Consider the following 12,289-nt stretch of genomic DNA (forward strand, 5'->3'; position numbering starts at 1 on the left):
CCAGCCGTGCATCAATCCCCCAGGGCGTCCCTCGGCCGTGCCTGCTATCAGGGGAAGCGCAGGGCGTGGGCGGAGCCCGCTGTAAACCTGCCGGTCGCGCTGGCTGGGCCGACTACGGGCCGTCTGGGGGCAGCCATTGACGACCTCGGATAACCAACAACGACCAGGACGGCCCGGCGTCCTGCCGAGCCGTCCTAGCGCGTCTGCCCCGCTAGACCCACGTATCCAGCCACATCCGGGACCGCCACTGGTCGATCGGGATCGCCTGGCCGGTGTACAGGGGCCAGAAGTAGATGAAGTTCCAGGCGATCAGGAGCACCAGGACGCCCGCCGCCGTGGAGCCGATCAGCCGGCGGGTGTCGCTGGAACCCGGTGGGCCGACGATCGCGCCGATCATCATCGCCACCGCCAGACACAGGAACGGCAGGAAGACGACCGCGTAGAAGAGGAAGATCGTCCGCTCCTGGTACAGGAACCAGGGCAGGTAACCGGCCGCGATCCCGCACGCGATGGCACCGGCCCGCCAGTCGCGGCGGAACGCCCAGCGCCACAGGACGTAACCGATCGCGAAGCAGGCCGCCCACCACAGCAGCGGCGTGCCGATCGCCAGCACCTCCCGGGCGCACTTCTCGCCCGCGTCCGCCGGGCAGCCGTCGACGCCGGGGGAGGGGGACTCGTAGAAGTACGACACCGGGCGGCCCAGCACGATCCAGCTCCACGGGTTGGACTGGTACGTGTGCGGCTGGTCGAGGTGGACGTGGAAGTTGTAGACCTCGTGCTCGTAGTGCCACAGGCTGCGCAGCCAGTCCGGCAGGAACGACCAGGTGCCGCCCCTGCCGTCGGTGGCCGCCCAGTTGCGGTAGTAGCCGCCCGTGCCGTCGGCCGGGGAGAGGATCCAGCCGGTCCAGGAGGCCACGTAGACGACCAGCGCCACCGGAACCGTCGCCAGGAAGGCGATGCCGGTGTCGTACTTGAGGGCGGCGGCATACGGGTGACGGGCACCGGCCACCTTGCGGGTGCCGACGTCCCACAGGACCGTCATCACACAGAACGCGGCCAGGACGTACAGGCCGTTCCACTTCGTGCCGGCGGCCAGGCCCAGCATGACCCCGGCGCCCCAGCGCCAGGGACGCCACCCGAAGCGGAAGGTGTCGGCGAGGCGCGCGTCCGGCCGGACCCTGCCGTCCTGCCCCACGGGCAGCGCGGCGGCCAGTCTCTCCCGCGCCCGGTCCCGGTCGGCCACCAGACAGCCGAAGGCGGCCAGCACGAAGAACATCAGCACCCCGTCGAGCAGCGAGGTGCGGCTCATCACGAAGTGCAGGCCGTCCACCGCCATCAGCCCGCCCGCGAGGCAGCCCAGGAACGTTGAACGGAAGATGCGGCGCCCGATCCGGCACAGCATCAGCACGCTCAGCGTGCCGAGCAGCGCCGTCATGAACCGCCAGCCGAACGGGTCGAACCCGAAGACCAGCTCGCCGAGCCCGATCACGTACTTGCCGACCGGCGGGTGCACCACGTACGCCGGGTCCGTGGGGACCGCCAGCCCGCCGTGCTGCCGCAGCACCATGTCGTTGGCGTGCTTGCCGTACTGGTCCCAGCTGACCTCGAAACCGCGGTGGACGAGCGCCCACGCGTCCTTGGCGTAGTACGTCTCGTCGAATATCACCGCGCGCGGGCTGCCCAGGTTCCAGAACCGCAGCACGCCCGCCAGCAGCGTCACCAGCAGCGGACCGCCCCAGCCCGACCAGCGCGTGATCCGCTCGGCGAGGACCGGCGGCAGGCCGAGCGCCCGCCACAGCCGGGGGCTCGGCTCCGCGTACGGCGGCACCAGCCGGCCGCGGACGTCGCCCGAGGGCGCGTCCGCGGCCGGTACGTACCCGAATCGGCGCAGCCGCTGCTGCCACGACGGCCGCCGGTCGTGCGGTGCCTGGCCCTGCCGGAGGTCCATGGAGGACGCGGTACTGGTCACCGCGCCATCGTAGGGAACCGTTCTGTGCGAGTCCCGTGCATGTGGGGTACCGGTGGGGAGACGGTCGGATTCCTCCCGCTCGCGGGTGCCCGGAAGCGGCCCGGGAACTCCTGGGAGGATGGGGGTGTGACTGGAACCCTTGTCCTGGCAGGTACCCCCATCGGCGACGTCGCGGACGCGCCGCCCCGGCTCGCCGAGGAGCTGGCCGGCGCCGACGTCGTCGCCGCCGAGGACACACGGCGGCTGCGCCGGCTCACCCAGGCGCTGGGCGTCACGCCCAAGGGCCGCGTGGTCTCGTACTTCGAGGGCAACGAGTCCGCCCGCACCCCCGAGCTGGTCACGGAGCTGGTGGGCGGGGCGCGCGTGCTGCTGGTGACCGACGCCGGCATGCCCTCCGTCTCCGACCCGGGCTACCGGCTGGTCGCCGCCGCCGTCGAGCAGGACATCAAGGTCACCGCCGTCCCCGGGCCGTCCGCCGTGCTCACCGCGCTCGCCCTGTCCGGGCTGCCCGTCGACCGGTTCTGCTTCGAGGGCTTCCTGCCCCGCAAGGCCGGCGAACGGCTGTCCCGGCTGCGCGAGGTCGAGGGCGAGCGGCGCACCCTCGTCTACTTCGAGGCCCCGCACCGGCTCGACGACACCCTCGCAGCCATGGCCGAGGTCTTCGGCGCGGACCGGCGGGCCGCCGTCTGCCGCGAGCTGACCAAGACCTACGAGGAGGTGCGGCGCGGTCCGCTGGCCGAGCTGGCACGGTGGGCCGCGGAGGGCGTGCGCGGGGAGATCACCGTCGTGGTCGAGGGCGCGCCGGAGACCGGGCCCGAGGAACTGGACGCCACGGAGCTGGTGCGCCGGGTGCGGGTGCGGGAGGAGGCCGGGGAGCGGCGCAAGGAGGCCATCGCGGCGGTGGCGGCGGAGGCCGGCCTGCCGAAGCGGGTCGTCTTCGACGCCGTGGTCGCGGCCAAGCGCGCCGGTGAGTGACGGGCCGCTGCCCGGGTAGCGCTGCGGGGGCCGGGCCGGCTGGGGTGCGAGGGCGGGTTTCGTGGCGCACACCGCCCCGCGCTCCTCCAGGGCGCCACCACGCCCCATGGGCGGGCAAAGCACCGGCGTCGAAGGCAAAGCTCAGCCGGCTCATCCGGGCCGCTTGGGCAAGCGACGGCCAAATCGCCTCCAACACTCGACAGCCCTGCTGCGTTCGCGCCGGGAGAGGCGTCCACTGGTCGAAGGGACGCACCCGTCCCTCGCCTCAGGGAACCCGGGGGAATCCCCGCGCCGGGGCGCTTGTCCAGCGGACAAGAGGAGCTGGCATGAGTGACATAGCAGGGCAGACCGGCCTCCGCGGTACGGCCACAGCCGTCGTTCACGAGTCGTATTCGTTCGCCTGCATGCGCTGCGGGCACGGCTGGGAGCAGTCGTACGAGATAGAGCACCACACGGACGCCGAGGGGGCGGAGTTCGTGCTCTACGTGGCCGACGGCCACGTCGTGCCCTCACCCCTGAGCCGGCCGAGCTGCCAGAACTGCGACGGCCACGTCGTGCGGATCATGCGCGCGGGCCAGGTCTCCTCGGTGCGCAGCGTGGCCGACCGGCAGCACCACCGGGTGCCGCAGGCGGGCCCGGTCGAGGCGCCGCGGGTACCGGGGACGGACTCGCGCGGGCCGGTGCCGGCCAGGGAGCCGCACCACTGGCATCTGTCCGACCTGCTGCACCCCTTCCAGCGCAAGGCGGGCTGAACGGATCACCGGTCCGCGACGGCATGCCCCTTTCGTAGGATCGGGGCATGCCTTCGAACGCCGGCCCGAGCTCCAAGGGCGACGACAAAACCGCGGCCCCGCCGCTCCCGGCCCCCCTGCGGGTGCCCGTCGCCGACTCCCACACCCACCTCGACATGCAGTCCGGCACGGTCGAGGAGGGCCTGGCGAGGGCCGCTTCGGTGGGCGTCACGACGGTCGTCCAGGTCGGCTGCGACATCTCGGGCTCGCGGTGGGCCGCCGAGACCGCCGCAGCCCACGAGAACGTCCACGCCACCGTCGCCCTCCACCCCAACGAGGCCCCGCGCATCGTGCACGGCGACCCCGACGGCTGGTCCCGGCAGGGCGCCCGTGTGCCCGGCGGCGACGCCGCCCTGGACGAGGCCCTCGCCGAGATCGACCGGCTGGCCGGGCTGCCGCAGGTGAGGGGCGTCGGCGAGACGGGCCTGGACCACTTCCGCACCGGCCCCGAGGGCAAAGCCGCCCAGGAGCGGTCCTTCCGCGCCCACATCGAGATCGCCAAGCGGCACGGCAAGGCGCTCGTCATCCACGACCGGGACGCCCACGCCGACGTGCTGCGGATCCTGAAGGAGGAGGGCGCCCCGGAGCGCACCGTCTTCCACTGCTACTCCGGCGACGCCGAGATGGCGGAGATCTGCGCCCGCGAGGGCTACTTCATGTCCTTCGCCGGCAACGTCACCTTCAAGAACGCCCAGAACCTGCGGGACGCCCTCGCCGTCGCCCCGCTGGAACTGGTCCTCGTGGAGACCGACGCGCCGTTCCTGACCCCGGCGCCGTACCGCGGACGGCCCAACGCCCCGTATCTCATTCCGGTCACGGTCCGCGCGATGGCCGCCGTGCGCGGCATCGACGAGGACGCGCTGGCGACAGCGCTGGGCGCGAACACCGCCCGTGCCTTCGATTACTGAGAGTGCATTGATCATAACTGGCCGATAACGTCCGGCGGGACCTGGCGCGGGTCTCGTCATGACCTTGTGTAGTCGCGCCGCTTTGGAGAGTGACGGGGGCTCCGCTAGGTTCTGGGCCCGATCCGGACCCCTCTGGCCTTCTGGAGCGTGTCGGCGTGAGCAGCTCGCAGTACGAGACCTTTCAGGCGTACGGCCCCTACACGGCCCCGCCGGGTGTGCCCGGCGGGGCGTGGCCCGGCCTGCACGACGCGGAGACGGTGGGGTACGGGGTGCCGGCGTACGGGGACACCTACCGGCCCGCGTACGAGACCAGGGCGCACGCCGATGCGCCGGGGCACACCCTCGTGGACGAGCCGGTGCTGCCGCGGCAGAACGGCAGCGCAGCGGCCGAGGACGTGTACGGCGAGGACGCGTTCGGCGAGGACGCGTACGCCGTGGGTGCGGAGGAGTACGGGGGCGGTGCGCGTGCCGGGCTGAGAAGCCGGACGGCGCGCCGGCGCAGGGCGCGGTACACCGAGCGTCCGGAGTCCGCCGTGCGCCGCCTGCTGCCGCAGGCGCTGGTCGTGGCCTTCCTCGCCGGCGGCACCACCGCCTTCGTCGCCGAGGACAAGGCGATCGAGCTGAGCGTCGACGGCAGGCAACGGACCCTGCACACCTTCGCCGACGACGTGAGCGAGCTGCTCACCGAGCAGGGCGTCCGCACGGGGGCGCACGACCTGATCGCCCCCGCCCCGGGCGCGGCGCTCGCCAGCGGCGACACGGTCGCGGTGCGGTACGGGCGCCCCGTGCGGCTCACTCTGGACGGCCGGCGGCACGAGGTGTGGACGACGGCGCCCACGGTGGAGGGCGCGCTCGACGAGCTGGGGGTGCGCGCCGAGGGCGCGTACCTGTCCACCTCGCGCTCGCGGCGCATCGGACGCGCCGGGCTCACGCTCGACGTGCGCACCGAGCGGGCGGTCACGGTCATGGCGGACGGCCGGACCCGCACCGTCCGCACCAACGCGGCCACCGTCCGCGAGGCGGTCGAGGAGGCCGGGATCACCCTGCACGGCCAGGACACCACCTCCGTCGCGCCGGACAGCTTCCCGCGCGACGGGCAGACGGTGACCGTGCTGCGGGTGAGGGGACTGCGGGAGGTCCGTGAACAGCAGATCCCCTTCGCGGTCGAGCGGACGGCGGATCCCTCGCTCTTCAAGGGCACCGAGGTCGTCGTCCGGCCCGGTCAGCCGGGGCTGCGCCGCACCACCTACTACCTGCGCACCGTCAACGGGGTCCGGCAGAAGCCGCGCCCCGAGAAGACGGAGGTGGTGCGCGAGCCGCGCAAGCAGGTGGTGAAGGTCGGCACCAAGCCGCGGCCCCCGTCCGTGCACGGCGCCGACCACCTGAACTGGCACGGGCTCGCGGTCTGCGAGTCCGGCGGCCGGGCGCACGCGGTCGACCCGTCGGGGACGTACGGCGGGCTGTACCAGTTCGACGGCCGCACCTGGCACAGCCTCGGCGGCAGGGGGCGCCCCCAGGACGCCACCGAGGAAGAGCAGACGTACCGCGCGAAGAAGCTGTACATCAGCCGTGGGGCGAGCCCCTGGCCGCACTGCGGGGCGCGGTTGCGGGGGTAGCCGACGGGTGCGTGGGCGGGGCACCGCCGTGGGGGCCGGGCAGGGACGCCGGGTGCGGGCGCGTCGGGGCTGGTCGTGCGGTCTTCGTGCCGGGCGGCTGGCGAGGCGGGTGCTCGCGTCCCCGTACCCTTGTCCCCGTGAGCAGCCCCACCCACGACGCCCTTCTCGGGCCCGCCGACGTCCGTGAGCTCGCGGCAGCGCTCGGTGTGCGCCCCACCAAGCAGCGCGGCCAGAACTTCGTGATCGACGCCAACACGGTCCGCCGTATCGTCCGCACCGCCGAGGTACGCCCCGACGACGTGGTCGTCGAGGTCGGCCCCGGGCTCGGCTCGCTCACCCTCGCGCTGCTGGAGGCCGCCGACCGGGTCACCGCCGTCGAGATCGACGACACCCTGGCCGGCGCGCTGCCCGCCACCATCGCCGCGCGCATGCCGGAGCGGGCCGGCCGGTTCGCGCTGGTCCACTCCGACGCGATGCACGTCGCCGAACTGCCCGGCCCCCCACCGACCGCCCTGGTGGCGAACCTGCCGTACAACGTCGCCGTACCGGTGCTGCTGCACATGCTCGAGACCTTCCCGAGCATCGAGCGCACGCTCGTCATGGTGCAGTCCGAGGTCGCCGACCGGCTCGCCGCCGCGCCGGGCAACAAGGTGTACGGCGTCCCCTCCGTGAAGGCCAACTGGTACGCCGACGTGAAGCGGGCCGGCGCCATCGGACGCAACGTCTTCTGGCCGGCGCCGAACGTCGACAGCGGGCTGGTCTCCCTCGTCCGGCGGGCCGAACCGATCAGGACGGCGGCCTCCCGGCAGCAGGTCTTCGCGGTGATCGACGCGGCCTTCGCGCAGCGCCGCAAGACCCTGCGCGCCGCGCTCGCCGGCTGGGCCGGATCCGCCGCCGCGGCCGAGGCCGCCCTGGTCGCCGCCGGGGTCTCGCCGCAGGCGCGCGGGGAGTCGCTGACAGTGGAGCAGTTCGCGTCCATCGCCGAGCACAAGGAGTCCGGCACGTGAGCGTCACGGTACGCGTTCCCGCCAAGGTCAACGTCCAGCTCGCGGTCGGCGCGGCCCGCCCCGACGGCTTCCACGACCTCGCCAACGTCTTCCTCGCCGTCGGCCTGCACGACGAGGTGACGGTGACCCCCGCGGACGAACTCCGCATCACCTGCGAGGGCCCCGACGCCGGCCAGGTCCCCCTGGACCGCACCAACCTCGCCGCACGCGCGGCGATCGCGCTCGCCGAGCGGCGGGGCATCGAACCGAACGTGCACATCCACATCGCCAAGGACATCCCGGTCGCCGGCGGCATGGCGGGCGGCAGCGCGGACGGCGCGGGCGCGCTGCTGGCCTGCGACACGCTGTGGGGCACGGCCGCCTCCCGGGCCGAGCTGCTCGCGATCTGCGCCGAACTGGGCAGCGACGTGCCGTTCAGCCTGGTCGGCGGGGCGGCGCTCGGCGTCGGGCGCGGCGAGCGGCTGACGGCCCTGGAGACCGGCGGCACCTTCCACTGGGTGTTCGCGATGGCCGAGCGGGGGCTGTCGACCCCGGCGGTGTTCCGGGAGTTCGACCGCCTCGCGGAGGGCCGTGACATCCCCGAGCCGGCCGCCTCCCAAGAACTCCTCGACGCCCTCGCCAAGGGCGACCCCGACGCGCTCGCGGCCGCCGTCTCCAACGATCTGCAGCCCGCCGCCCTCTCCCTCTTCCCGGAGCTGTCCGACACCCTGGCCGCGGGACGCGCGGCCGGCGCCCTCGCCGCGCTGGTCTCGGGTTCGGGCCCCACGACGGCCTTCCTCGTCCGTGACCCGGAGTCGGCCGCCAAGACCGCCGACGCGCTCCGCGCCTCCGGCACCTGCCGCACGGTCCGCACAGCGACGGCACCCGCCCCGGGTGCCACGGTGACCCACCACGCCCCGCGCGCTGAGTGGTAATACGACTGCGCCGACGGCGGGACCGCTCCAGGCTCCGCTCCCTCGGTCGCTGTCGACGCGGGCGGGAGGAGCACGGGAACGAAGGCTGACCTCCGACTACTCTGGATGGTCGATCCATCCCCCCGGGCAGGAGTGAAATGGCCGTCAACCTGGTCAATGTCGAGAACGTCAGCAAGGTGTACGGGACCCGTGCCCTGCTGGACGGCGTCTCGCTCGGCGTGTCGGAAGGGGACCGGATCGGGGTCGTCGGGCGCAACGGCGACGGCAAGACCACCCTCATCCGGATGCTCGCCAAGCTGGAGGAGGCCGACACCGGGCGCATCACGCACTCCGGCGGGCTGCGCCTCGGCGTGCTCACCCAGCACGACTCCCTCGACCCCGCCGCCACCGTCCGCCACGAGGTCATCGGCGACATGGCGGACCACGAGTGGGCGGGCAACGCCAAGGTCAGGGACGTGCTCACCGGGCTGTTCGGCGGGCTGGACCTGCCGGGCTTCCCCAAGGGGCTCGACACCGTCATCGGACCGCTGTCCGGTGGCGAGCGGCGTCGTATCGCGCTCGCCAAGCTGCTGATCGAGGAGCAGGACCTGCTCGTCCTGGACGAGCCCACCAACCACCTCGACGTCGAGGGCATCGCCTGGCTCGCCCAGCACCTGCAGAACCGCCGCTCGGCGCTGGTCTGCGTGACCCACGACCGGTGGTTCCTGGACCAGGTCTGCACCCGCATGTGGGACGTGCAGCGCGGGGACGTCTACGAGTACGAGGGCGGCTACTCCGACTACGTCTTCGCGCGCGCGGAGCGCGAGCGGATCGCCGCCACCGAGGAGGCCAAGCGGCAGAACCTGATCCGCAAGGAGCTGGCCTGGCTGCGGCGCGGCGCGCCCGCGCGGACGTCCAAGCCGCGCTTCCGGGTCGAGGCCGCCAACGAGCTGATCGCCGACGTGCCGGCGCCCCGGGACAGCTCCGAGCTGATGAAGTTCGCCTCCTCGCGGCTCGGCAAGACCGTCTTCGACCTGGAGGACGTCACCGTGCAGGCCGGGCCCAAGGTGCTGCTGAAGCACGTGACCTGGCAGCTGGGCCCCGGTGACCGGATCGGTCTCGTCGGCGTCAACGGCGCCGGGAAGACCTCCCTGCTGCGTGCCATGGCGGCGGCCGCCCGCACCGAGGGCGAGGAGCAGCCGGCCGGCGGCCGGGTCGCCGTCGGCAGGACCGTCAAGCTCGCCTACCTCTCCCAGGAGGTCGCCGAGCTGAACCCGAACACGCGGGTCCTGGAAGCCGTCCAGCAGGTCCGCGAGCGCGTCGACCTCGGCAAGGGGCGCGAGATGACCGCCGGGCAGCTGTGCGAGACCTTCGGCTTCGGCAAGGAGAAGCAGTGGACGCCGGTGGGCGACCTCTCCGGTGGTGAGCGCCGCCGCCTGCAGCTCCTCCGCCTCCTGATGGACGAGCCCAACGTCCTCTTCCTCGACGAGCCCACCAACGACCTCGACATCGAGACCCTGACCCAGCTGGAGGACGTCCTCGACGGCTGGCCCGGCTCGATGATCGTCATCTCCCACGACCGGTTCTTCGTGGAGCGCACCACGGACCGGGTGTTCGCCCTCCTCGGCGACGGCGCCCTGCGGATGCTGCCCCGCGGGATCGACGAGTACCTGGAGCGGAGGCAGCGCATGGAGGAGGCCGTCGCCACGCAGGCCGCCGCCACGGCGCCCAGGCCGGCCGGCACGGAGAAGAGCGCCGCCGACCAGCGTGCCGCGAAGAAGGAACTCCAGAAGATCGAGCGCCAGTTGGACAAGATCTCCGAGAAGGAGTCCAAGCTGCACGCCCAGATCGCCGAGAACGCCACCGACTTCGCCAAGGTGGCCGGTCTGGACGCCCAGTTGCGTGACCTCGCCGGGGAACGCGAGGAACTGGAGCTGCGCTGGCTGGAGCTCGCGGAGGATGCGTGACGGGGGCCGCCTGACAGCGGTCCCGTGACCGGGGTCCCGTGACCGGGGTCCCGTGACAGGGGGCGCGGACGGCGTGTTCCGGCCGCGTGCAAGGCCGTTGCGCGCGCCGCGTGAAGGGGGCGTGAAGGCGCGTAACGGCGACATCACGGGCCGGTTCTCCCTTGGGAACAGCGGCGGGCGCGGGCCCCTGGGCTGTCGGTGCCGGGTGATAGAAAGGGCCGTCTGACAACTGTCTGAAGAACGACCTTGGGTCTGTCACGACCCTCAGGGCGTGGCTAGAAATCAGTGAACGAGGGGGAGAGCGCTGATGAATCAGCCGCCCGACCAGCCGCCGCAGGGCGGGTTCGGAGCACCGCAGGACCAGCCGCCGCAGCCCGGCGGGCTCGGCGCCCCGCCGCCACCGGCGACGCCGCCGGCCCAGGGCGGTTTCGGCGCCCCCCAGAACCCGCCGGCGCAGGGCGGCTTCGGCGCGCCCCAGCCGCCCGCCGGGCCCCCGCAGCAGCCCCAGCCGGGCTACGGCTATCCCCAGCAGCCGGGCCCGTACGCGGGCACCCCGGGCCCCTACGGCTACCCGCAGCAGCCCCAGCCGGGCCCGTACGGCGCCCCGCAGCCCGGCTACGGCCACCCGCAGCAGCCGCCGTACCCCGGCATGCCCGGCACCGCGCCCGGCGGACCGGTCGGCGGCGGGCAGGGCTCCCGCAAGAAGACGGCGCTGGTCATCGGCGGCGCGGTGGCCGCGCTGCTCGTCATCGGCGGCACGGTGTTCGCGCTCTCCGGCGGCGACGACGGCGGCGGGAAGAAGCCCGTCGCCGGGAAGAGCGACGACCCCAAGCAGTCCTCCGCCAGCGCCTCGCCGACGGCCTCCAGCGGCGGCGCGGACCCGGAGAACCTCAACGGGGGGCGCCGCCCCGGTGAGGCCAAGGTGCTCTGGTACAAGCCGGCACCCGACGTCCCGGCGTCCGGCGCCGACGCGCCCGGCATGTGGGTCAGCGGCGACACGGCGGTGAAGGCGGCGTACAAGCAGGTCTTCGCCTTCGGCACCGGTGACGGCAGCACCGCCTGGGGGCCCATCGCCTTCCCGCAGAAGATCTGCTCGGTCACCCCCCAGAAGTCGGCCGACGACAAGATCGTCGTGGCCTACATGAACGGCGCCAACGACCGCGCCAAGTGCAACCAGCTCCAGCAGATCGACCTGCGCACCGGCGAGAAGGGCTGGAGCGGCGAGGTCGCCGACGGCGGCCTGTTCGACAGCGCGATGAGCGTCGAGCTGTCGGTGAGCGGCAAGACGCTGATGGTGGGCCGTTCCCAGTCCGGCACGGCGTACGACATCGACAGCGGCAAGAAGCTGTACGACAAGAAGCGGTACGGCGAGGCCTGCTTCCCGGCCGCCTTCGCGGGCGGCACCGGCCGGCTGATCCAGGTGGCCTCCTGCGGGGTCGGCACCTCGGGCGAGCACGAGGAGATCCAGGAGCTCGACCCGGCCACCGGCAAGGTGCGCTGGACCCAGAAGGTCAAGAAGGGCTGGGAGGTCACCCGGACCTACTCGGTCGACCCGCTCGTCGTCTACCTGACCAACCGGGACAAGAAGACCTGGAACATCTCCACCTTCACCAAGGACGGCAAGTTCCGCTCGGAGGTCAAGGTGGACGAGAAGTTCGCTCCCCGCTGCGGCTGGGCGATCCTCGAACGCGAACTGCAGGGCTGCCAGGGCGTCGCGGTCGACGCCGACACGCTCTACCTGCCCACCGACTCCACCATCAGCGCCAACGAGGTCGTCGCGATCAGCCTCTCGGACGGCAAGGAGAAGTGGCGGGTCAAGTCCCCGGGGGACCGGCCGATGTCGCCGGTCAAGGTCGAGGACGGCAAGCTCATCGCGTATGTGCAGCCGTCGTACGACACGGGCGGCCAGGTGGTGGCGGTCCCGGTCGCCGGCTCCTCCCACACGGCGGGCAAGCTGCTGCAGAACCCGGCGGCCGCCGCCGGCACCGAGAACTCCTTCTACGACGGCGTCGTCGACTGGTCCGGCGGGCGGTTCTTCATCTCCTCGGGCCGGGTCTCCGGCGACGACGACTCGGGGGAGAAGCTGATCATGGCCTTCGGCGACTGAGCCCGGCGCACCGCCCCGGCCTCAGCCCGCCCTCAGCCCCGTCCCTTCCGCCGTCC

General features: G+C 73.0%; 9 protein-coding genes. 8 read left to right on the forward strand and 1 reads right to left on the reverse strand.

Translation table 11 applies throughout. From position 1 onward, the window contains the following. Positions 1 to 211 precede the first annotated feature (211 nt). Entirely contained in the window at positions 212 to 1,969 is a 1,758-nt protein-coding gene (locus FHS34_RS17030) for a dolichyl-phosphate-mannose--protein mannosyltransferase (protein WP_184966047.1), read from the reverse strand. A gap of 126 nt (positions 1,970 to 2,095) precedes the next feature. On the opposite strand from FHS34_RS17030, the gene rsmI reads away from it, so the two are divergent. From rsmI to FHS34_RS17070, 8 genes are all read left to right on the forward strand, one after another. Next, positions 2,096 to 2,944: a 16S rRNA (cytidine(1402)-2'-O)-methyltransferase gene (gene rsmI / locus FHS34_RS17035; protein ID WP_184966049.1), complete on the forward strand. Its 849-nt coding sequence runs from the start codon at positions 2,096 to 2,098 to the stop codon at positions 2,942 to 2,944. 326 nt (positions 2,945 to 3,270) lie between these two features. Continuing rightward, the gene (locus FHS34_RS17040; protein ID WP_184966051.1) at positions 3,271 to 3,696 is read left to right on the forward strand and encodes a hypothetical protein; all 426 of its coding nucleotides are present in this window, start codon (positions 3,271 to 3,273) and stop codon (positions 3,694 to 3,696) included. Positions 3,697 to 3,743: 47 nt separating this feature from the next. Next, positions 3,744 to 4,643 carry a TatD family hydrolase gene (locus FHS34_RS17045; protein ID WP_184966053.1) on the forward strand — a complete coding sequence of 300 codons (900 nt, stop codon included), beginning with the start codon at positions 3,744 to 3,746 and terminating at the stop codon, positions 4,641 to 4,643. Positions 4,644 to 4,798: 155 nt separating this feature from the next. Continuing rightward, positions 4,799 to 6,259, forward strand: a complete 1,461-nt coding sequence (locus FHS34_RS17050; RefSeq protein WP_184966060.1) for a resuscitation-promoting factor — start codon at positions 4,799 to 4,801, stop codon at positions 6,257 to 6,259. Between the two features lie 137 nt (positions 6,260 to 6,396). After that, the gene (gene rsmA, locus FHS34_RS17055; protein ID WP_184966062.1) at positions 6,397 to 7,266 is read left to right on the forward strand and encodes a 16S rRNA (adenine(1518)-N(6)/adenine(1519)-N(6))-dimethyltransferase RsmA; all 870 of its coding nucleotides are present in this window, start codon (positions 6,397 to 6,399) and stop codon (positions 7,264 to 7,266) included. After that, positions 7,263 to 8,180, forward strand: coding sequence for a 4-(cytidine 5'-diphospho)-2-C-methyl-D-erythritol kinase (locus tag FHS34_RS17060; RefSeq protein WP_184966064.1), 918 nt, complete (start codon positions 7,263 to 7,265; stop codon positions 8,178 to 8,180). Before rsmA ends, FHS34_RS17060 begins: the two co-directional genes overlap by 4 nt. Positions 8,181 to 8,317: 137 nt before the next feature. Further along, entirely contained in the window at positions 8,318 to 10,126 is a 1,809-nt protein-coding gene (locus FHS34_RS17065) for an ABC-F family ATP-binding cassette domain-containing protein (RefSeq protein ID WP_184966066.1), read from the forward strand. Between the two features lie 307 nt (positions 10,127 to 10,433). Continuing rightward, entirely contained in the window at positions 10,434 to 12,233 is a 1,800-nt protein-coding gene (locus FHS34_RS17070) for an outer membrane protein assembly factor BamB family protein (protein WP_184966068.1), read from the forward strand. The last annotated feature ends 56 nt before the right edge of the window (positions 12,234 to 12,289 follow it).

The sequence above is a fragment of the Streptomyces echinatus genome (assembly GCF_014203595.1).
Lineage (GTDB): Bacteria > Actinomycetota > Actinomycetes > Streptomycetales > Streptomycetaceae > Streptomyces > Streptomyces echinatus.